The organism is Micromonospora trifolii, assembly GCF_050516465.1.
In the GTDB taxonomy this organism is placed as follows: Bacteria; Actinomycetota; Actinomycetes; order Mycobacteriales; family Micromonosporaceae; genus Micromonospora; species Micromonospora trifolii.
This window is the reverse complement of the sequence record NZ_CP191526.1, coordinates 2,667,551-2,688,942: the sequence shown is the minus strand read 5'-3', so window position 1 is coordinate 2,688,942 and position 21,392 is coordinate 2,667,551. Positions and strand designations below refer to the sequence as shown.

At 72.5% G+C, this 21,392-nt stretch carries 17 protein-coding genes and 1 pseudogene; 14 read left to right on the top strand and 4 right to left on the bottom strand.

Going from position 1 to position 21,392, the window contains the following annotated elements; all coding sequences use genetic code 11:
* Positions 1 to 197 precede the first annotated feature (197 nt).
* The gene (locus tag ACQRWP_RS12475) at positions 198 to 1,772 is read right to left on the bottom strand and encodes an FAD-dependent oxidoreductase (protein ID WP_430502384.1); all 1,575 of its coding nucleotides are present in this window, start codon (positions 1,770 to 1,772) and stop codon (positions 198 to 200) included.
* A 75-nt stretch (positions 1,773 to 1,847) separates the two neighbouring features.
* Between ACQRWP_RS12475 and ACQRWP_RS12470 the strand changes: the two genes are divergently transcribed.
* The 3 genes from ACQRWP_RS12470 to ACQRWP_RS12460 are packed head-to-tail and all read left to right on the top strand — an operon-like array spanning position 1,848 to position 4,115.
* Positions 1,848 to 2,444 carry a helix-turn-helix domain-containing protein gene (locus ACQRWP_RS12470; protein ID WP_196923396.1) on the top strand — a complete coding sequence of 199 codons (597 nt, stop codon included), beginning with the start codon at positions 1,848 to 1,850 and terminating at the stop codon, positions 2,442 to 2,444.
* 54 nt (positions 2,445 to 2,498) lie between these two features.
* Entirely contained in the window at positions 2,499 to 3,362 is an 864-nt protein-coding gene (locus ACQRWP_RS12465) for an alpha/beta hydrolase fold domain-containing protein (RefSeq protein WP_430502383.1), read from the top strand.
* 9 nt (positions 3,363 to 3,371) lie between these two features.
* Positions 3,372 to 4,115, top strand: a complete 744-nt coding sequence (locus ACQRWP_RS12460) for a hypothetical protein (protein WP_430502382.1) — start codon at positions 3,372 to 3,374, stop codon at positions 4,113 to 4,115.
* Positions 4,116 to 4,185: 70 nt separating this feature from the next.
* On the opposite strand, the gene ACQRWP_RS12455 is transcribed toward ACQRWP_RS12460, so the two are convergent.
* Positions 4,186 to 7,554, bottom strand: coding sequence for a DUF7507 domain-containing protein (locus ACQRWP_RS12455; protein ID WP_430503193.1), 3,369 nt, complete (start codon positions 7,552 to 7,554; stop codon positions 4,186 to 4,188).
* 105 nt (positions 7,555 to 7,659) lie between these two features.
* Positions 7,660 to 9,036, bottom strand: a pseudogene (locus ACQRWP_RS12450) (choice-of-anchor A family protein); the annotation flags it as partial.
* 199 nt (positions 9,037 to 9,235) lie between these two features.
* On the opposite strand from ACQRWP_RS12450, the gene ACQRWP_RS12445 reads away from it, so the two are divergent.
* From ACQRWP_RS12445 to ACQRWP_RS12410, 8 genes are all read left to right on the top strand, one after another.
* Positions 9,236 to 10,219, top strand: a complete 984-nt coding sequence (locus ACQRWP_RS12445) for a dehydrogenase (protein ID WP_430502381.1) — start codon at positions 9,236 to 9,238, stop codon at positions 10,217 to 10,219.
* Positions 10,220 to 10,221: 2 nt separating this feature from the next.
* On the top strand, positions 10,222 to 10,620 hold the full coding sequence (locus ACQRWP_RS12440; RefSeq protein ID WP_112590267.1) for a 6-pyruvoyl trahydropterin synthase family protein: 399 nt from the start codon (positions 10,222 to 10,224) through the stop codon (positions 10,618 to 10,620).
* Positions 10,617 to 11,663 carry a glycosyltransferase family 4 protein gene (locus ACQRWP_RS12435; protein ID WP_430502380.1) on the top strand — a complete coding sequence of 349 codons (1,047 nt, stop codon included), beginning with the start codon at positions 10,617 to 10,619 and terminating at the stop codon, positions 11,661 to 11,663. Before ACQRWP_RS12440 ends, ACQRWP_RS12435 begins: the two co-directional genes overlap by 4 nt.
* Positions 11,660 to 12,478, top strand: a complete 819-nt coding sequence (locus tag ACQRWP_RS12430; RefSeq protein WP_430502379.1) for a class I SAM-dependent methyltransferase — start codon at positions 11,660 to 11,662, stop codon at positions 12,476 to 12,478. The genes ACQRWP_RS12435 and ACQRWP_RS12430 overlap by 4 nt, the downstream gene beginning before the upstream one ends.
* 67 nt (positions 12,479 to 12,545) lie before the next feature.
* Positions 12,546 to 13,484, top strand: a complete 939-nt coding sequence (locus ACQRWP_RS12425; protein WP_430502378.1) for a lysylphosphatidylglycerol synthase transmembrane domain-containing protein — start codon at positions 12,546 to 12,548, stop codon at positions 13,482 to 13,484.
* Between the two features lie 58 nt (positions 13,485 to 13,542).
* Positions 13,543 to 14,226: a GTP cyclohydrolase II gene (locus ACQRWP_RS12420; protein ID WP_430502377.1), complete on the top strand. Its 684-nt coding sequence runs from the start codon at positions 13,543 to 13,545 to the stop codon at positions 14,224 to 14,226.
* Positions 14,223 to 14,966: a RibD family protein gene (locus tag ACQRWP_RS12415; RefSeq protein WP_430502376.1), complete on the top strand. Its 744-nt coding sequence runs from the start codon at positions 14,223 to 14,225 to the stop codon at positions 14,964 to 14,966. Before ACQRWP_RS12420 ends, ACQRWP_RS12415 begins: the two co-directional genes overlap by 4 nt.
* Before the next feature lie 138 nt (positions 14,967 to 15,104).
* Positions 15,105 to 15,656 carry a DinB family protein gene (locus tag ACQRWP_RS12410; RefSeq protein ID WP_430502375.1) on the top strand — a complete coding sequence of 184 codons (552 nt, stop codon included), beginning with the start codon at positions 15,105 to 15,107 and terminating at the stop codon, positions 15,654 to 15,656.
* Between the two features lie 28 nt (positions 15,657 to 15,684).
* On the opposite strand, the gene ACQRWP_RS12405 is transcribed toward ACQRWP_RS12410, so the two are convergent.
* Positions 15,685 to 17,214 (bottom strand): FAD-binding oxidoreductase, encoded by a 1,530-nt coding sequence (locus ACQRWP_RS12405; protein WP_430502374.1) that lies wholly within the window; start codon positions 17,212 to 17,214, stop codon positions 15,685 to 15,687.
* Between the two features lie 79 nt (positions 17,215 to 17,293).
* Between ACQRWP_RS12405 and ACQRWP_RS12400 the strand changes: the two genes are divergently transcribed.
* The 3 genes from ACQRWP_RS12400 to ACQRWP_RS12390 all read left to right on the top strand — a co-directional run bounded on the left by ACQRWP_RS12400 (position 17,294) and on the right by ACQRWP_RS12390 (position 21,368).
* Positions 17,294 to 18,106 (top strand): TetR/AcrR family transcriptional regulator, encoded by an 813-nt coding sequence (locus ACQRWP_RS12400; protein WP_430502373.1) that lies wholly within the window; start codon positions 17,294 to 17,296, stop codon positions 18,104 to 18,106.
* A gap of 61 nt (positions 18,107 to 18,167) precedes the next feature.
* On the top strand, positions 18,168 to 18,575 hold the full coding sequence (locus tag ACQRWP_RS12395) for a GNAT family N-acetyltransferase (protein WP_430502372.1): 408 nt from the start codon (positions 18,168 to 18,170) through the stop codon (positions 18,573 to 18,575).
* 102 nt (positions 18,576 to 18,677) lie between these two features.
* A complete protein-coding gene (locus tag ACQRWP_RS12390; RefSeq protein WP_430502371.1) occupies positions 18,678 to 21,368 on the top strand; it encodes an Hsp70 family protein in 2,691 nt (896 codons plus the stop codon).
* Positions 21,369 to 21,392 lie beyond the last annotated feature (24 nt).

Genomic DNA, 21,392 nt, shown 5'->3' with positions numbered 1-21,392 from the left:
GTGGCGCAACGCTACCGCCGAGCGGACCTCATGCGAAGTCCTGCCCCACCACCTCTCACGTTGCCGACCCGCGTTGCCCCGATCCCGCGCCGATCATGGACTCGTGGTGCCGGAAAGGTGGTGCTCCACCACCTTTGTCATCCAGCACCACTCCATGATCGACGCAGGTCGACGTAGGGCGACGCGGTCGCGCGAGGTCAGCGTCGGCGGGCGACCAGGACCGCGTCGTGGTGGGTGATGTCCTCACCGTTCTGGTTGGTGGCGAGGCGGGAGCGTTCCTCAGCCGCCAGCACCTCCCAGTGGGCCGGCTCCAGATCGGCGGCCACGTCCTGAGCGGTGTACATCATGTCCGGCATGTGCATCCGGTGCGCCGACCCCCACAGATCCGACGGGTGGTGCCCGACGATCAGCAGGACGCCGCCGGGTGCCACCGCGGCGGCCAGCCGGCCGAACATCTCCCGCCGCTGGGCCGGGGGCAGGTGCATGAACTGAGCGGACACCAGGTCGTACGCCTCCTCGGTGGGCGGCTTGTCCCGCAGGTCGGCGTGGGTGAACTCGATCCGGTCGCCCGCGCCGGCGGCCTCGGCGTGCGCGGCGGCCCGGCTCAGCGCCGTGCTGGAGATGTCCACCGCCGTCACCTGCCAGCCGCGCTCGGCCAACCACACCGCGTCGGCGCCCTCGCCGCTGCCCACGTCCAGGGCGCGCCCCGGGGCCAGGTCGGTGACCTCGGCCACCAGCTGCGGGTTCGGCCGGCCACTCCACACCGTGGGCCGGGACTGGTAGCGCTCCTCCCACGCCGGCTCCTCGAACGTCGTGGCCACCAACTGCCGGTACGCGGCCACCGCGTCGCGGGTGTCCTCGGCGATGAGATCAGCGTTGATCGCCGCCGCGGCGGCCAGGCCGGCCCCGGCGGACGTGATCACCTGACTGCGGATGTCGGCCACGTTGCCCGCCACCCAGACACCCGGGACGGTGGTCGCGCCGGTGGCGTCGGCGGGGATCTGGGCGCCGATGACGTGCTCACCCATCGTCACCTCCTCCGGGGCCAGACCGAGCCCCACCAGCACATCGGAGCGGGGAGTCAGTCGCGTCCCCACCACGATCGCGTCGAGCGCCACCACCCGGCCGTCGGCGAGCCGTACGCCGGTCAGCGCGTCGTCGGTCACCTCCACCGCGGCGACCGGGCCGGGCACCACCGCGATGCTGCGGGCGGCGAGCCGCTCGGCGGCCTCCGCGTCCGGCGCCGGGGCGTCGTGCAGCAGGAGCAGCACGCTGGAGCTCCACTGTCGCCACATCTCGGCCTGGTGCACGCTCAGCGGGCTGGTCGCCAGGACGCCGATCCGGCGGTCCCGAACCTCCCAGCCGTGGCAGTACGGGCAGTGCAGCACGTCGCGACCCCACCGCTGGGCCAGGCCGGGCACGTCGGGCAGCTCGTCGGTCAGACCGGTGGTCACCAGCAGCCGGCGGGCCCGCACCGAATCCCCGCCGTCCAGGCTCAGCCGGAACCCGTCGTCGTCCCGGGTCGCGGCGTCCACCCGCCCGCTGCGGAACTGCCCGCCGTACCCGGCCACCTCGGCCCGGCCGATCGCGAGCAGCTCGCCCGGCGGCGTTCCCTCTCGGCCGAGGTAGTTGTGTATCCGGTCGGCCGGCGCGTTGCGCGGCTCACCGGAGTCGATAACCAGCACCGACCGTCGGGCCCGGCTCAGCGCCAGGGCTCCGCTGAGCCCTGCGGCGCCGCCGCCCACCACCACCACGTCGTATGTCTCGTCCACAGCTATCTCCCTCTTGCTCTGTCGCTGCGCCCACCATCCGTCGACACCGGCAAGGTGGCAACTATCCTTGCCGTTATGGCAAACGAGGACAGCGCCGCGCTGGCGGCCGTCGGCCCCCGGCTGCGTGCCCTACGTCACCAACGCGGGACCACGCTGACCCAGCTCGCCGACCTGACCGGCATCTCGGTGAGCACCCTCTCCCGGCTGGAGTCCGGTAGCCGTCGCCCCACCCTGGAGCTGCTGCTCCCGCTGGCGAGGGCCTACCAGGTGGCGCTGGACGAACTGGTCGACGCCCCCGCCACCGGCGACCCCCGGGTACGCCCCAAACCGATAGTCATCCACGGCGTGACGTACCTGCCGCTGACCCGCCGACCGGGCGGTGTCCAGGCGTTCAAGCAGATCTTCCCGCCGGACCCGTCCGCCGGGGGCCGAATCCCGCAGGCCCACGAGGGGTACGAGTGGCTCTACGTGCTCTCCGGCCGGCTACGCCTGCTGCTCGGTGACCGTGATCTGACGTTGACCCCGGGGGAGGTGGCCGAGTTCGACACCCGCATTCCGCACCTCTTCTTCAACCCCGGCCCCGGCACCGCCGAAGCCCTCAGCCTCTTCGGGCCGCAGGGGGAGCGGTTGCACGTCCGCGCCCGCCCCGCCGCGCCCGACAAGCAGCAGTGATCAACTCGGCTTCCGTGGAGGGTACGGCGGGACCGTCGGTGCGAAGATGGCCTGATGATCGATGCGGCATCCCGAGGTTGGACCGACCGGGTCGAGCACCGCGACATCGTCGTCAACGAGGTCCCGGGCTTCCGCCCGCTGACGTTGGACCTCGCCGTGCCGGCCGGGGCCGCCACACCAGCCCCGGTCCTGGTGTGGATCCACGGTGGCGCGTGGTTGTTCGGCTCGCCCAAGCACCCGGCGGACTGGCTCATGGAAGCGGACCCGTTCACCGCCGCCATCCGCGCCGGATTCGCGGTCGCCTCAGCGCAGTACCGGCTCAGCGGTGAGGCGCACTTCCCCGCTCAACTCGACGACGTCAAGGCGGCGGTGCGCTGGCTGCGCCGGCAGGGCGACAAGGTGGGGGTGGACCGCGAGCGGATCGGGGTGTGGGGTGAGTCGGCCGGTGGGCACCTGGCCTCGATGCTCGCGCTGACAGGTGACGACCAGGACGACAGCGGCGTCCGGGCGGCGGTCTGCTGGTACGCGCCGTCGAACCTGTTGACCATGCAGTCGCAGGCACACCCGTCCGGGACGATCGACCACGACGTGGCGGACTCGCCCGAGTCACTGCTGATCGGCGCCCCGTTGGCCGAGAACCCCGGGCTGGGCCGGGCGGCCAGTCCGACCACCTACGTGACCGACCAGGCCCCACCCATGCTGCTGATCCATGGCGACCAGGACCTGGTCGTACCGGTGGGGCAGAGCGAAGAACTCGCCGCAGCGTTGACCGCGGCGGGTGCCGAGGTCGAGTTGTCGGTGGTGCAGGGGGCCGACCACTGTTTCGCCGGAGTGCCGCTGGAGCCGCTGATCCGCGACACCCTGGCGTTCTTCACCCGGGTCCTCGCCCCCGAGACCGGGGCGCTGCCGCCTCACTAGGGTGACCCGGTGACCGCCTACGACGTCGCCACCAAACTTCCTGACATCGACCGGCTGCGGCAGCGCTGCAAGGCGTTGGCCGTGCTCGAACGCATCATCGACGGCGGTGACCCGTACTACGCCTACACCTCGAACTGGGGCACGGACGAGGCGGCGCTGATGAGCAATGGCAGCGGCGACGAGTGGGCCATCGTGTTCACCGCAGACGGCGCCTTCATCCGACTCTTCGATCATGAGTCGGCGATGTCGCCGTACTGTCATCCGGACCACGAGCTGTGGCCGGGCCTGGTCGACGGTGTACCGGAGGTCCTGCGTCCACAGGTGACGGAACCCGCCTTCTGCGACGAGGACGGGCAACTCGTCGCGACGACAGTGCTGTGGCGGCTGGCGGGGGACGATCGCTGGCACGCCGGTGACGGCATCGCCTTCCCACCACCGAGCGGGCCGTACGACGACAATGGCCCGGACGGGTCCGGCCTGCTCGACATCCTGTTCGACGACATCGTCGACCGCTTCGTCGAGTTCGCCGTCGACTACTACGAGATGACTGTGGACCGGGCGGCAGTCGAGCACGTCGTCGCCCATCGACCGCTCACCGACACCGTGACCAGGGCCCTGAATCCTCAGCTCACCGTCGCCGACCTGCGCACGGACCTCACCGAGATCGGCTACCCGATCGCCGGGGACGGCACGTGCGACGGCGCCGCGACGGCCGCCGGACCGAATGGGGACGCGGGACGTCGACGCTTCTAGCCTTCGGGGTGACGTGCCGCGAGGGCCGGACCGGTTCCCCTCCGGTCCGACCCCCGCGATCAGGTCCGCGCTAGGCGCGGATCCTGCGCTGCCGGACGACCAGCAGCAGCGCCGCGCCGAGGAGCACCGCCAGCACGCCGGCACCCATCCAGAGCCCCGCCGGGAACGACGTACCGGTCACCGGGAGTTTGCCCTTCACCGGGATGGTGATGGTGGACTCGGGCGAGACCGGCGCCGGTCCGTCCGGCGGAGTGCCGGTCGCCGTCGCGGTGTTGCGCAGCGACCCGTGGTGGTAGTCAGCCTTGCTGACCGTGTACGTCGCCGCGCAGGTCACGGCGGCGCCGGCCGCGAGGGTGACGGCGCCGTTCGGGGTCCGCTCCGGACCACAGGTGATCGGGCCGAGGTCGGCCGCCGAGGCCGGCGCGGTCAGGGCGTCGGTGATCGTCACGGCGGTCAGCGGCACCTGACCGGTGTTGGTGACCACGAACTGGAACGGCACGTGCTGCCCCGGTCGGACGATCTTGTCGGTGCTGCTCGACTTCACCACGGTGATCGCCGCGCCTCGGGTGGCCGTGACCTCGGCCGAGGCCGGCGCGGAGCGTACCGGTGCGGGCGGGTCCTGGCCGGGGATGGTCGGCGGCGTTCCGGCCACGACGGCCGTGTTGGTGATCCGACCGGCCTCGATGTCCGCCGCGGTTACCGCGTAGGTCGACGTGCAGGTGGTGCTCGCCCCGGCGGCCAGGGTGACAGCCCCGTTGGCGACTGGTGGGTTGCCGCAGGTGATCGCCCCGGGCGTCCCGGTGCCGGAGAAGTCGGTCTCGTCGACAGTCACCGCGCTGAGCGCTGTGGTGCCGGTGTTACTCACCACGAACCGGTACGTGACCACGTCACCGGCCGCGGACACCACTGTGGGCGTGACCGACTTGGTGATGGCGATCGCCGGGTGCGGGATCGGGATGTCCAGCGGGGACGGTGGTGAGACCGGCGGCGGCCCGAACGGTGGCGTACCGGTGGCCGTGGCGACGTTGCGCAGCGACGAGCCGGTGAAGTCCTCCGCGGTCACCGTGTAGGTCGTCCGGCACTGGATGGAGGCGCCCGGCGACAACGTCACCGCGCCGTTCGGCATGTTCTGCGGACCGCAGGTGATCGGTCCGAGCACACCGCGCTCGGACGGCGGCAGCACTGTGTCGTTGACTGTCACGTCGGTGAGGGTGAAGCCGCCGCTGTTGACGACCAGGAAGGTGTAGGGCACCTGCTGGCCCGGCGCGGCGATCGCCACTGTGGTCGTCGACTTGATCACCTCGATGTTGGCGACGAGGCCGGACTCCGGGATGGTCACTGTCGACGGCGGCGAGTCGACCGGCGCGCCCCCGCCCGGCGGTGTGCCGTGCGCGGTGGCGACGTCGGTGACGCCGCCGTTGTCGAGGTCGGCCTGGGTGACGGTGTAGGTGGCGGTGCAGGTGGTGTTCGCGCCGGGGGCGAGGGTGGTGGCGGCGCAGGTGATCGGGCCGAGGTCGGCGTTGGACGACGGCGGTGTCTGCACGTCGGTCACGTTGACGTTGGTCAGCGTGAGACCACCGGTGTTGACCACGTTGAACCGGTACGGGACCTGCTGTCCGACCGTGTTGATCGCCACCGTCGTGGAGGTCTTCACGACCTGGATCGCGGCGACGATCCCCGCGTCCGGAATGGTGAGCGTCGCCGGCGTCGAATCGATCGGCGTGTCACTGCCGGCCGGCGTGCCGTGTGCGGTGGCGACGTCGGTGACGCCGTTGTTGTCGAGGTCGGCCTGGGTGACGGTGTAGGTGGCGGTGCAGGTGGTGTTCGCGCCGGGGGCGAGGGTGGTGGCGGCGCAGGTGATCGGTCCCAGGTCGGCGTTGGACGACGGCGGCGTCTGTACGTCGGTCACGTTCACCGAGGACAGCGTCACGGTGCCGGTGTTGGCCACCAGGAACCGGTAGGGCACCTGCTGCCCAACCGTGTTGATCGAGACGGTGGTGGACGACTTCAGCAGCGAGATCGACTGGATCAGGTCGGCCGCCGGGATGGTCAGGGTCGAGGGTGCCGAATCGATCGGCGTGTCACTGCCGGCCGGTGTGCCGTGTGCGGTGGCGACGTCGGTGACCTCGTCGTTGTCGAGGTCGGCCTGGGTGACGGTGTAGGTGGCGGTGCAGGTGGTACTCGCGCCCGGGGCGAGGGTGGTGGCGGCGCAGGTGATCGGGCCGAGGTCGGCGTTGGACGACGGCGGGGTCTGCACGTCGGTCACGTTCACGTCGTTGAGCGTCACGCCGCCGGTGTTGACCACCAGGAACCGGTACGGCACCTGCTGACCGACCGCCGTGACCGACGTGGTGGTCGACGACTTCACCAGGGAGATGCCGGGGACGGCCACGTCGCTCGGAATCGTCAGGGTGGCCGGCGGCGACTGCACGGGCGGCCGGCCGCCGGGTGGTGTGCCCTGCGCGGTCGCGCTGTCCCGGACCGAGCCGAAGTCCAGGTCGGCCTGGGTGACGGTGTAGGTGGCGGTGCACAGGGTCTGCGCGCCGGGGGCGAGGGTGGTGGCGGCGCAGGTGATCGGGCCGAGGTTGGTGTTCGACGACGGTGGGGTCTGCACGTCGGTGACGGCCACGTTGCTCAGGGTCAGGCCGCCGGTGTTGACGACGTGGAACTGGTACGGCACCTGCTGGCCGACCGACGTGATCGACGTGGTGGTGGAGGTCTTCAGGATCGCGATAGAGGCGACCAGGCCGGTCTCCGGAATGGTCAGTGTCGAGGGCGTCGAGTCGACAGGTGGGCCGACCGTTGGGGTGCCGTGCGCGGTGGCGACGTTGGTGACGCCGTCGTTGTCCAGGTCGGCCTGGGTGACCGTGTAGGTGGCGGTGCAGGTGGTCTGCGTACCCGGTGCGAGGGTGGTGGCGGCGCAGGTGATCGGGCCGAGGTTGGCGTTCGACGACGGCGGTGTCTGCACGTCGGTCACGTTCACGCCGGTCAGGGTGAAGCCGCCGATGTTCAGCAGGCGGTACTGGTACGGGACCTGTTGCCCGACAGTGGTGATCGACGTGGTGGTGGAGGTCTTCAGGATGGCGATCGCCGCGATCAGACCGGCCTCGGGGATGGTCAGCGTCGAGGGCGGTGAGGTGACCGGCGTACCGCCACCGGGCGGGGTGCCCCGGGCGGTGGCGACGTTGGTGACGCCGTTGTTGTCCAGGTCGGCCTGGGTGACGGTGTAGGTGGCGGTGCAGACGGTGCTCGCGCCGGGCGCGAGGGTGGTGGCGGCGCAGGTGATCGGGCCGAGGTTGGCGTTCGACGACGGCGGTGTCTGCACGTCGGTGACGGCCACGTTGCTCAGGGTCAGACCGCCGGTGTTGGCCACCAGGAACCGGTACGGCACCTGCTGCCCGACCGTCGTGATCGACGTGGTGGTGGACGACTTCACCACAGTGACGGCGGCGGTGAGCACCGGTGCCGGGATGGTCAGGGAGTTCGGATCGGAGACGACCGGTGGACCGGTGGGTGGGCTGCCCTGCGCGGTGGCGACGTTGGTGACGCCGCCGTTGTCCAGGTCGGCCTGGGTGACCGTGTAGGTGGCCGTGCAGGCGGTCTGCGCGCCGGGCGCGAGGGTGGTGGCGGCGCAGGTGATCGGGCCGAGGCTGGCGTTGGACGACGGCGGGGTCTGCACGTCGGTGACGGAGATGTTGGTCAGCGGGACGCCGCCGGTGTTGACCACGTGGAACGAGTACGGCACCTGCTGACCGACGCTGGTGATCAGCGTGGTGGTCGACGACTTGATCAGTGCGATGTCGGCCGGGGTGGCACCCGCGCAGGACAGGGTGGTGCTGAACGGGAAGTAGTGGATCTCGCCGCCGCGGTGGTCCAGCGTACGGGTGATGACGCTGCCCTCGGTGTCGCTGGAGGAGAGGTCGGTGAGGCTGGCGTTGGGGGCGTAGATGGTGCCCTCGACGGTGGCGGCGTTCGGGGTGAGGGTGAGCGCGGTGGCGGTCGGGAAGTTGAACAGGATGTAGCGCGCCTGCGGGCCACCGATCCCGGCGAAGTTCGGGGCGGTCCAGGCGAACGTGTTGCCCACGCCGCTGGTGTCCACATTGACCAGGAGTGGCGTGTCGGCGCTCGGCTGGCTCGCGAAGGTCAGGATCTGGATGTTGGCCAGGTCGGCGGCGGTCAGGTTGAGCACGTTCGTCACGCCCGGGGTCAAGGTGACGACGGCGTTGCTGCCCGGTGGGATCGGTCGGGGCAGCACGTCACCGTTCGGCGTCCGCAGCACCACCGTGTTGTCGCAGGTGGCCAGGCCGGCGGTGGTGTCCCGGAAGGCGGCGAACGCGCCGGCGAAGTTGATCGGCGAGGTCGGGCCGACGCTGGCAACCGGCTGCCGGGTGACCAGCTCCACCCGGGGTGAGGCGTCGTAGTCGTTCGTCGGCAGGATCCGGGTGTTGACCTGGGCGCCGTTGTTGTCGGTGTTACGGACGAAGGTGCCGGTCAGGTCGCCGACCTTGGCGTAGCCGTTGGAGAGCACCTGGAGGCGGCTGCCGCCGACGCTGCCGGCGAAGTTCACCCGTCCACCCACGACCAGGGCGCTGGGGTTGGCGTCGCCGGGTACCACGAACGACCCGGCGGTCGCTCCGGCGAGTTGGTAGTTGCCGAAGGTGAGGTCGCCGCCGACGGCGAGGGTTCCCTCGTTCTCGTCGTTGTTCACAGTGGCGTTGCCTTCGGTCATCACGCCGAAGCTCAGCGCCTCGGCGACCGGGTCGACCGGGCCGATGGCCTCGTCCACGGCGGCCAGTACCGGGTTGATCGGGGTGGGTGCGGCGGGTGCCGGCACCAGCAGACCGTTGACCGCCAGCACGCCCGCGACGGCGGCCAGCGCCGTCGCCCGTGACCTGCGGCTACCCCACCACGAAATCCTCATCACGCCCCCGTTGGTTCGAATGTGCCAGGGGAGCTTATAGGGGGAAAAGCACCTTATGCCGTATTTGTCCGAATGGTGATCCTGCTGGGCGGGCTTCGAACTGTGCGCGCCGTACCTCCGTGTTTATGATCGACAACCCCGACCGGGGACCCGACATGGCCGATCGGTTTGGCCCGGAGCAGAGGTGAGGTGCGCGACGGTGATCCGCGAGGCGTACGCCTGCTGGGTGCGCGAACCCGGCGCGGCCGAGATCCGGCCGGTGTCGCTGACCGCCCCGGGCCCCGACGAGGTGCTGGTCCGGGCCAGTTACTCCGGGGTCAGCCGGGGCACCGAGACGCTGGTCTTCGCCGGTCGGGTTCCCGCCGACCAGTACGCCACGATGCGCGCGCCCTTTCAGGAGGGCGAGTTCCCCGGCCCGGTGAAGTACGGGTACCTGAGCGTCGGCGTGGTCGAGCAGGGCCCGCCGGAGCTGCTCGGGCGGACCGTGTTCTGCCTGCACCCGCACCAGAGCGCGTACGTCGTGCCGGTGAGCGCGGTGGTGCCGGTGCCGGAGGGGGTGCCGGCCGCCCGAGCGGTACTCGCCGGCACTGTGGAGACCGCCGTCAACGCCCTGTGGGACGCGGCGCCGCTGGTCGGTGACCGGGTCACCGTGATCGGCGCGGGCATGGTGGGCTGCTGCGTCGCGGCGCTGCTGGCCCGGTTCCCCGGCGTGCACGTCGAGTTGGTCGACACCGACGCGCGCCGGGCCGGCGTGGCCGGGGCACTCGGCGTCAACTTCGCCAACCCGGCCGACGCCCACGGTGACCGGGACCTGGTCGTGCACGCCAGCGCCACCGCCGCCGGCCTGCAACAGTCGCTGGACCTGCTCGCCCCGGAGGGCACCGTCATCGAGCTGAGCTGGTACGGCGACCGCCCGGTGCAGGTGTCGCTGGGCGGCGCGTTCCACTCCGGTCGACTCAGCGTGCGCAGCAGCCAGGTCGGCATGGTGGCACCCGCCCGCCGGGGGCGGCGCAGTTACGCCGACCGACTGGCGCTCGCCCTGGACCTGCTCGACGACCCGGCCTTCGACGCGTTGATCACCGGCGCGTCGCGCTTCGCGGAGCTGCCCGACGTGCTCGCCAGACTGACCTCGGGCGATCTGCCCGCGCTCTGCCACCTCATCACCTACGAAGACGGAGAGTGACCGTGTTCAGCGTGACCGTTCGGGACCACATGATGATCGCCCACAGTTTCCGAGGCGAGGTGTTCGGTCCCGCCCAACGCCTGCACGGCGCGACGTTCGTGGTGGACGCGACGTTCCGCCGGCCCGACCTGGACGCCGACGGGATCGTGGTGGACATCGGCCTGGCCACCGAGCAGTTGCGCGCCGTACTGAGCGAGCTGACCTACCGCAACCTCGACGACGAGGCTGCCTTCGCCGGGGTGAACACCACCACGGAGGTGCTGGCCCGTACGGTCGCGGACCGATTGGTCGAGCGGGTGCACGCCGGTGAGCTGGGTGCGGGGGCGCGCGACCTGACCGGCATCACGGTCACCCTGCACGAGTCGCACATCGCCTGGGCGAGCTACGAGCGGTCGTTGTGACCGATGCGGGCCGGGCGGTGCACGTCGTCCTGCCCGGTGACATCGACGACCCGGCCACGCCCAGCGGCGGCAACTTCTACGACCGGCGGATCTGCGCCGGGCTGGGCGAGCGCGGCTGGTCGGTGCACGAGCATCCGGTGCCCGGCGCGTGGCCGCACCCCGACCCGGCCGACCGGGCGGCGCTGGACGCTGTGCTCGTCGCCGCGCCCGATGACGCCGTGGTGCTGCTCGACGGCCTGATCGCCTCGGCCGTGCCGGACCTGCTCGCCCCTCACGCCCGTCGGCTGCGACTGGTGCTCCTGGTGCACCTGCCGCTGGACGACGAGCCGGAGGCCCGCGCGCTGGCCACCGCCCGGGCCGTCGTCACCACCAGCGAGTGGACCCGCCGCGCCCTGCTGGCCCGCCACCCGGCCCTCGCCGACCGGATCTGGGCAGCGCCGCCCGGGGTGCGGCCCGCGCCGCCCGCAGCCGGCTCGGCGGTCGGCGACCGGTTGCTCTGCGTCGCGGCGGTCACCCACCACAAGGGGTACGACGTGCTGGTCGACGCGTTGGCCACGCTGGTCGGTCGGTCCTGGACGATGGTCTGTGCGGGGACGCTGGCCCGGGAACCGGATCTCGTCCACCGACTGCGCGACCGGCTGACCGGAGCGGGCCTCACCGAGCGGGTGCGGCTGGTCGGCCCGCTGACCGGGGCGGCGTTGGACGACGCGTACGCCGCCGCCGACCTGCTGGTGCTGCCGTCGAGAGGCGAGACGTACGGCATGGTCGTCACCGAGGCGCTGGCCCGTGGTCTGCCGGTGTTGACCACCGAGGTGGGCGGGCTGCCCGAGTCGCTCGGTCACGCGCCCGGCGGTGAGCGCCCGGGACTGCTGGTCCCACCCGGTGACCCGGCGGCGCTGGCCGTCGCGCTGATCCGCTGGCTGGACGATGACGCGCTGCGCGCTCGGCTGCGGCGTGCCGCTCTCGCCCGGCGCGACACCCTGACCGACTGGCCGGTGACCGCCGCGCTGCTGGCCGGCGTGCTGAAGGAGGTGGCGGAATGACCGCCGAGGAGACCCTGCCGTTCGCCGACTGGCTGCGGTTGCGTGAGCCGGCCGACGCGGCGGCACGCGCCGAGGACCTGCTGGATGTCGTCCGGGCCCGGTTGACCGGGGACGCGCCGACGGTGATCCACGACCTGGGCAGCGGCACCGGGTCGATGAGTCGTTGGCTGGCCGCCCGGCTACCCGGACCACAGCACTGGGTGCTGCACGACAGGGACGCCGACCTGCTGGCCCGTGCCGCCGAGGGCATGACCGGGGTGACCGCCGCCGACGGCGCCCCGGTGACCGTCCACACCCGCTGCGGTGACCTCACCCGGCTGACCACCGCCGACCTGGCCGACGGTTCCCTGGTCACCGCGTCCGCGCTGCTGGACATGCTCACCGCCGAGGAGATCGAACGGGTGGTGGCCGCCTGCGTCGGCCGGCCGGCCCTGTTCGCCATCTCGGTGACCGGGCGGGTCCGGTTCACCCCGACCGACCCGCTCGACGAGGCGGTCGAAGCAGCGTTCAACGACCACCAGCGGCGTACCGTCGAGGGCCGGCGGCTGCTCGGCCCGGATGCCGCCGCCGCCACCGCCGCCGCGTTCACCCGGCACGGCGTCGACGTGCGGGAACGGCCCAGCCCGTGGCGTCTCGGCCCGAAGCAGGCCGACCTGGCCGCCGAGTGGTTCCGGGGGTGGCTCGGGGCGGCCTGCGAGCAGCGCCCCGACCTGGCCGGCCCCGCCCAGGCGTACGCCCGCCGTCGGTTGGCCGACGCGGCTGCCGGCCGACTCACCGTGCTGGTCGAACACACTGACCTCCTCGCCGGTGGATGAACCGTTCACGCCCTGGGTACGTGCACTAGGGCAAGTGGACGATCTTCAAAGGGGAGGGCCGGCGCCGATGTTCTGGGCCTGGGCACGAGTGGTCGGCGGGGTGGGTCTGCTCGCCGTCCTGCTGTGGCAGGTGGGCAGCGGCCCGTTCCTCGCCGGAGTACGACTGATCGACGCGCCGGCGTTGGCAGCGGCGCTGGTCATCGGGGTGCTCACCACGGTCTGCGCGGCGTGGCGGTGGAGCCTGGTCGCCGGCGGCCTCGGTGTACGCCTGCCACTGGCGACCGCTGTGGCGCACTGCTACCGGGCCGTGTTCCTCAACGCCACACTGCCCGGCGGGGTGCTCGGCGACGTGCACCGGGCGGTACGCCACGGCCGCGACGCCGGTGACGTCAGCCGGGGCATCCGCGCGGTGGTCTGGGAGCGGGCCGCCGGGCAGGTGGTCCTGATCGGGGTCGCGCTGGTGGTGCTCGCCGCCTTCCCGTCCCCGGTACGGCCGTACCTGCCGGTCGCCGCCGCGTTGCTCGTCGCCGGCGGGCTGGTCGTCGTGCTGCTGGCCCGGGTCCTTCCGAACGGTGGCGGGTCGCGCTGGGCGACGGCACTGCGTACCGCAGTGGCGGACGTGCGGTCGGGGCTGCTGGCGCGGCGCACCTGGTTCGGTGTGCTGGTCGCCTCGGCCGTGATGGTCGCCGGTCACCTGGCCACCTTCCTGGTGGCGGCGCGTACCGCCGGATCGGACGCCCCGCTGTCCCGACTGCTGCCGTTGACGTTGCTCGCCCTGCTCGCCATGGGCCTGCCGTTGAACGTGGCCGGTTTCGGGCCGCGCGAGGGGGTGGCGGCGTGGGTGTTCGGCGCGGCCGGCCTCAGCGCGGCCGAGGGCGTCGCCACCGCCACCGTCTACGGCGCACTGGTGTTGGTGGCGAGCCTGCCCGGGGCCGCCGTGCTGCTGGCCCGTCGGCGTCGAATCCCGGTCGCTGCCCGGGAAGCCGCCTCCGGCGGCGGATGTTGAGTCGGTTGTGAGACGGTACGCGTCGCCGGACGACGGTGGCGCCGGACAGAGGAGTCCCATGCCCGAAGCATTGCCGGTTGCCACGATCCGCACGCAGGTCACGGTGCCGCTGGCGTTTCCGGATGGCTACACCACGACCGCCCGGGTGTTCACCTTCAAGGGCCTGGTGGACGGTCGGGAGCACCTGGCCATCGGCCTCGGCGATTGGGCGGGCGCCCTGGACCGGCTCGCCGCCGGGGGAGCAGCCCCGCTGGTGCGTCCGCACAGCGAGTGCCTGACCGGCGACGTGTTCGGCAGCCAGCGCTGCGACTGCGGGCCGCAACTGCGCGAGGCGGTGCAGCGGATCGCCGAGACCGGCGGTTTCCTGCTCTACCTGCGACAGGAGGGCCGTGGCATCGGCCTGTACGCCAAGCTCGACGCGTACGCGTTGCAGGACGCCGGGTTGGACACCTACCAGGCCAACGTCGCGCTGGGCCGGGGCGAGGACGAGCGGGACTACACCGCCGCCGCGCAGATGCTGGCCACGTTGGGCGTGCCGCGGGTCCGACTGCTGAGCAGCAACCCGGACAAGGCCGAGCAGCTGACCCGGCTGGGCGTGGACGTGGCCGAACGGGTGCTCACCAGCGTCTTCCTCTCGCCGGCCAACGCCGAGTACCTGGCGGCGAAGGCTGCCAAGGCGGCGGAGGTCGAGGCGGCCGAGGCGCTGGCGGGTCATGCTCCCGATCGGCCCGTCTCCCGATGAGTCGGCGGCCGGGGCCGGCGCGGCCGTACGTGCTGCTGAGTTGTGCCGCCTCCATCGACGGGTACATCGACGACGCCTCCGAGCAGCGGTTACTGCTGTCCAACGAGGAGGACCTGGACCGCGTCGACGCGGTCCGGGCCAGCTGCGATGCCATCCTGGTCGGCGCTGGCACCGTCCGACGAGACGACCCTCGGCTACTGGTGCGTTCCCCGAGTCGCCGGGCCGAACGGGTGGCGGCCGGTCGGCCCGCGTCGCCCACCAAGGTCACCCTGACCGCCCAGGGTGACCTCGACCCGACCGCCCGCTTCTTCACCGCCGGCGATTCGGCCCGGCTCGTCTACTGCGCCACTGGTGCGCTGGAGAAGACCGAGGAGCGGGTCGGCCGACTGGCCACCGTGATCGACGCGGGTGAGCCCGTCGACCCGGGGTGGCTGCTGACCGACCTGGCCGCGCGGGGCGTAGAGCGGTTGATGGTGGAGGGCGGCGGGACGGTGCACGCCCAGTTCCTCGCCGCCGGTCTCGCCGACGAACTGCACCTGGTGGTGGCCCCGTTCTTCGTCGGTGACGGCCGGGCGCCCCGGTTCGTCGGCGAGGGTCGCTTCCCCTGGCACCCGGGTCGCCGCGCCCGCCTGGCCGAGGCCCGCCAGATCGGCGACGTGGTCCTGCTCCGCTACGCCCTCTCCACCCGCTGCCCCACCGACCCGCCCGCCGCCGACCCGCCCGCCCGCCCTATCGATTGATCATGGGGTTGGCGGGTGATTCGATCTCCACAGAACCCGCCAACCTCATGATCACCCCGGTCGGCCGCCCGGGGGAGGGTTGGGTGGGGTGGGTTTAACTTGTGGACGGCAGTGCCGGTGCCCCGACAGAATCTCCGGATGTCCGTAGCGCCCCTGGCCCTCCTGCGCTGGCAGTTCGACCTGACGTGGTCGCTGTTCGAGTACCACCTTGAGCGACTCGATCCCGCGGACTTCCTCTGGGAGCCGGCCGACCACTGCTGGTCGGTGCGGCAGAGCACCGACGGCACCTGGACCCCGGACTGGGCCGACACCGAACCCGACCCGGTCCCGGTGCCGACGATCGGCTGGCTCACCTGGCACGTCGGCTGGTGGTGGACCGTGGCGATGGACCATCTCCGGGGTGGATCAGCGCGGCAGCGCACGGCCGTGGTCTGGCCGGGCGCGGGCGAGCCGAGTGTCGCCTGGCTGCGGGGCCTGCGCACCGAATGGCTGGGTCTGCTCGACCAGCTCGGCGACAGCGACCTCGACCGCAACGCGACGTTCCCCTGGCCGGACGAGACCGACCACACCGTCACGCACACGATCGGTTGGGTCAACTCCGAGCTGATGAAGAACGTCGCGGAGATCGGTCAGCTCCGGCTGCTCCGCGCCGCACGGACCGATCGGGACGGCCCGGCTGCTCGACCCTAGGCCAACGTGACGAAGGTGCCGGGTGCGGTCAGTGGCCGGGTGGTCGTACCGACAGGTCGTGGTGGAAGACGTCGCCGGGGTCCCAACGGGCCTTGACCTGTTGCAGCCGCCGGTAACCGGACCCGAAGTAGACCTCCGGCCACGGTCGGGTCGCGGTGGTGAGGTCGACGTCGGGATAGTTGATGTAGGCGCCGTCCGGGGGCACACCCCCGGTGTCGGCGTACATGTCCCGGTAGAACTCGCGGATCCAGGCCAGGTGCCGGGGGTCCGCGGCCGAGTCGGCCCAGCCGGCGAGGTAGAACAGCAGCATGGACGCGTCCCGCTGGACGGTGGCGGTGGAAGTCGGTGCCACGGCGTTGATCGCCCCACCGTAGGTGTTGAGGCTCAGGGAGCCGGCCGGCAGGTCACTGTCGCGGGTGAGGTGGCGGTAGGCCACGTGCAACTGCCGCTCGGTCAGGGGCGCGCGCTGGAAGGCGGACTTCACCTTCAACCGCCAGCCCTTGCCGTCGTCGCTGTGGCCGCCGAGGGTCGCGGTCAGCCAGGGCAGCGTCTGCGCCGACACGGTCGGCGTGACACCGACGCCGTCGCCGAGCGCCCGGACGAGTTCGTCGAGCAGGTGGCGGCTGCCGTGCGGAACCTGACCGGCGAGGGTGTGACCGCCGGCCTGCGGGCGGGACAGGACCAACTCGCCGTACAGGTGCCGGCCCCGGGAGTCGGGCGCGCTGTTGCGGGCGCACCAGCGGCCGAAGTTGCCGGCGAGTCGGTGAAAGCCCGGCTCGTCCATGCCGGCCCACGGCCAGGTGACGGTGAAGTCCCGCACCCGCGCGGGTGGGGTGGGAAGCGAGCGGAACCAGTAGCGGGTGACGACGCCGAAGGTGCCCCCGCCGCCACCGGTGTGCGCCCACCACAGGTCGCGGTGCGGGTCCGTCGGCTCCCGGGTGGCGACCACCGCACGGGCGGTGCCGCCGCGGTCGACCACGACCACCTCCACCGCGTACAGGTGGTCCACCACGAGTCCGTGCAGGCGGGAGAGGCGACCGTAACCGCCACCGGTGATGTGACCGCCGACGCCGACTCCCGGGCACGAGCCACCGGGAAGGGTTACCCCCCAGCCCAGAAAGAGCCTGCGGTACGCCTCGCCGAGCGTGGCGCCCGCCTCGACCGCGAAACCGAACCGTCGGGGGTCGTGGTAGACCTCGGTCAGCCCGGACAGGTCGATCACCATGCGGACCGCGGGGTCGTCCACGAACCCCTCGAAGCAGTGCCCGCCCCCGCGTACCGCCACCCGTCGGCCGGTGCGGACGGCATCCTGCACGGCCGCGACGACCTGCTCGGTCGAGCCGACCACGCGCACCTCGTCCGGCGTGCCCACGAACCGTCGGTTGCCGCGGCGGACCAGGTCCGCGTACCGGGGGTCGTCCGGCCGCACCCGGACCGGGCCGAGTGGGGGCACGCCGCCCGCCGGTGGCGCGGCGGCGGAGACCGGGGACGGACAGAGGACGGCGGCGGAGGCGACTGCGCCGACGCGGAGCAGATCTCTGCGGCTGGGCGGATTCATGCCCCGATCCTGTCGCCGCCGGGCGGACGACGTGCAGTACTTTCGTCACACGGAGTGCCGTGACGAAACTGGAGGCGGCGTGCTCAGTGTCCGGTGTGTCGAGTGCGAGGCGGACCTGCCCGTCGGTGCCGACCGCGGGCGCCCGCGCCGCTACTGCTCCCGGCGCTGCCAGGCCCGCGCGTACCGCAGGCGTCGTGAGCACGGCCCCACCAGCACGCCGCGTCGAGTGCGGGACCTGCCCGTGCCGACCGGCGGCGACCCGCGCCACCGGTTGGTCGCCCTCGCGGTCGAGTTGGCGGACGCCGGCGGCCTGGACGCCGTCTCCATGCGGGTCCTCGCCCAACGCGCCGGCCTGCCCGCCCACGCCGTGTACCGGCACGTCCGGAACCGGGCCGACCTCCTCGCCGCGATGGCCGAGCAGATCACCGCCACCCGCCCGCCCGGCGCCGCGCCACTACCGCCTGATCCGCGCCAACGGCTCGAACGGCTGGCCGGGGACGAGTGGGCGATGTACCGCCGCCATCCCTGGCTGCTGGCCGTCCTCGCTACCGACCGGCCGCCGACCGGGCCGGCGGTACTCGCCATGGTCGACCGGGTGGTGGCGGCGTTCAGCGGCGCCGGATACGACCCGGCCGAGGCGTTCCGCGCCTACCTGGCGCTCAGCGGCTACATCCAGGGCATGGCCCTGCTCATCCGGCGTGATCCCGTCGACACCACCGACCACGCCTGGTGGTCGGCGACCCTCACCCGGCTGGAGCGGACCGGTCGTACCCGGGACCGGCCCTGGCTGGCCGCGGCCGGGCAGACCAGACCCGACACCGACCTGGACACCTGGTTCCAGTTCGGCCTGCGCGGGCTGCTCGACGGCCTGTTGCACAGACCCGCTCGGTAGGGTGGCCGGCGTGCCGCGACTGGTGAAAGTCACTAAAGACAATGTGGAGGCCGCGTGCCGGGTGAGCGTGCGGCCCGACCAGGAGAAGTTCTCGTCCCCGGTCGCCTGGTCCCTCGCCGAGGCGTACGCGCAGCCCGAGATCGCATGGCCGCGTCTGATCGTCGAGGATGACGAGATCGTCGGCTTCCTGATGGGCTTCTTCGACATCGTGTGGGATCCGGCCCAACCGGCCGACCTGCGCTCGGGGCTGTGGCGGCTGAACATCGCCGCCGAGCACCAGGGCCGGGGGTACGGCCGCTTCGCGGTAGAGGCCGTCCGCGACGAGGCCCGCCGACGTGGCCACGACCGCGTCTACACGACGTGGGAGCCGGGGCCGGACGGCCCGGAGCGGTTCTACCTGAAACTCGGGTTCCAGCTGACCGGGGAGACCAGCGAGGACGAGGTGGTGGGCGTCCACTCCACCCACTGACCGGACGCCACCGACCACCCCGGACCGAGTGATCAGCGGTGCGGCGGGGCCTGCGTACGATGCGGGGTCGAGTTCCCCTCGTCGCGGCGGAGGTATCGGGCAATGGCAGGCCAGCACGAGGGTTTCGCTCTCGGCATCGACCTCGGTACATCCAACACGGTCGCGGTGCTGCGCTGGCCGGACGGGCGGACCCGTCCGCTGCTGATGGACGGTCAACCGCTCAGTCCGTCCGCCGTCTACGCCGACCCGGACGGCACCCTGCACACCGGCTGGGACGCCCGCCGGTTGGCGCAGGCCGACCCGGCCCGGTTCGAGGCGAACCCGAAGCGTCGGGTGGACGAGCCGACCGTGCAGCTCGGCGACCACGCGTACCCGCCGGCCGAACTGCTCGCCGCGGTACTGGCGGCGGTCGCGCGGGCCGCTGTGGGCGCTGTGGGTTTCCTGCCGCCGGCCGTGGTCACCTGCCCGGCCGCCTGGGACGCGACGCGGCGGCAGGTGCTTTTCGACGCGCTGCTGCTGGCAGGATGGCCGCAGGCGGCCGAGCACACCCTCGCCGGGCCGACGCCGCCGGGCACCCGGCTGCTGCGGGAGCCGGTGGCCGCCGCCCGCTACTACACGCAGGTGCTGCACCGTCCGGTGCCGGTCGGCGGGGCGATCGCGGTGTTCGACTTCGGTGGCGGGACGCTCGACGTCGCGGTGCTGCGCAACGAGGGCGCGGACCCCTGGGGTGACTCCGGCTTCAGCGTGGTCTCCGACGGTGGCCTGCCCGACCTGGGCGGTCTGGACCTCGACGCCGCGCTGGTGCGGCGGGTCGGCGAGTTGGTCGGTGAGCGGTACGCCACGCAGTGGGCCCGGCTCACCCGACCGGCTGATCCGGCGCAGCGCCGCGACCAGGTCCGGCTCTGGGACGAGGTACGTGGTGCGAAGGAGACCCTGTCCCGCTCTGCTGTCGCCCCGGTCGCGGTGCCGGGAGTGGCAGAGACGGTCCAGCTGACCCGGGCGGACGTCGAGCGGGTGGCCACGCCGCTGCTGCGCCGGGCGGTGCAGCGGGCCCGGGAGGTCATCGCCGCCGCCGGTCTCAGCCCCGATCAGCTCGACGGGCTGTTCCTCGTGGGCGGGTCGTCACGGATCCCGCTGGTGGCCCGCATGCTCCACGCCGAGCTGGGGATCGCGCCGACGGTGCTGGACCAGCCCGAGTTGCCGGTGGCCGAGGGCGCCCTGACCGACCTGCCGCTGCGCAAGCCGCTACCCGCCCCGGCGTACGCGGGACCGCCGCTCGCACCACCCGCGCCGGCTCCGGTGAGCCCACCCGCCCCGGCCGGAGCGCCCGCGCCGGTCGTACCGTCGCAGCCCTGGCCGGGATCCACCCCACCGGCGGGCCCGCCCTCCGGGCCGGGCCTGGCCGGCGCCACCCCGACCCCGCCGGGGGGCGCGACCCGCTGGCGGCGGGCGCGCTGGGTGGTGCTCGGCGCGGTGCTGGCCCTGGCCGGGGTGGCCACCGCGGCGACGCTCTACCTGACCCGGGACCGCTACCCGGATCTGAAGTTCTCATCGCTGTACGAGCTGTCCCGGCCGTCGGCTGGCGCGGAACGGCCGGTCGGCATGTGGACGGCGGTGCTCGACGATCGGGTCTACCTCGCGTTCCCGCTGCCGGACGACCGGCTGGAGGTGGTGGCCGTCGACGCGGGAGACGGCCACCAGCTGTGGCGGAAGCAGACCGACGTGCGGGCTGACGACTGGGAGGCGATCATCGCCGTCCCCGGGGCGGTCGCGGTCCTCGCCGACGCACCGGGCGACAGCACCCCCCGACCGCTGGCCGTCCTCGACGGTCGTACCGGCGAGCAGCGCTGGCAGCGCGTTCTGCGTGGTGACGACGACGTCTACTTCGCCGACGACACGGCGGTGCTGGTGGACCGGGCCGCGGACGAACTGGTCGGCCTGCGTCTGACCAACGGCTCGGCGAAGTGGACCCAGCCCAATCCCCGCGGCCAGTACGCCGGTGGCCGTACCGTGGTCCGACCGGTCGGCACCGACGCGGCGGCGGGCGGGCCGGCCTTCCTCGACGGCACGCCCCGCAACCCGTGGACGAGCAAGGGGCGGCGACTCGTCCAGGTGGGTGCGGACCGGTCGGTGCGGCTGCTCGACATGGCATCCGGCGCGGTCCTGCGCCAGTGGGGCAGCGTCGCCGACCTCGACGATTTGGTGGTCGCCCACGAGGACCGCCTGTACGTTGCCGCCAACGAGGGCGGTTACCAACTCCTCGCGTACGACCTGGGTTCCGACGCCGAGCCGGTGGTGCTGCACCGCTCCGGCAACGACGAGTACCGCCCGAAGGAACTAATGGCCTGCGGTGAGCGGCGGGCCTGCCTGTTGCAGGTGCCGGACAATGACGTCAAGCGCACCGAGGTGGTGGCGGCCACCGAGGGTGAGGGCATGATCAGCTGGTCGGCGCCGGGCGTGACCGGTCTGGTTCCGTTGGGTGAGCAGGTGCTCGCCCAGCGGGAGTTGCCGGAGCCGACCGTCACCGTCTTCGACGCCGCCGGCAAGCCGGTGCTGCGGGACCGGGGCGGGGTGGCGGTCCGCCTGGACGCGGGCAACCTGCTGGTCTTCGCCAAGACGCCCAGCGTGGTCGCGGACAACCGGGTGCTGGCCGGGGTGTGGGCCGAGTCCGGGGAGGTCGACGAGTTGGGTGAGCTGAAGGACGTGCGCAGCTCGTCCTGCTCGTGGAACACCCGCGTGATCGCCTGTGGCGCGGAGAAGGACTTCGTGCTGTACCGCTTCACCGACGACTGACGTCAACGGCCCACCGGTCGGCTC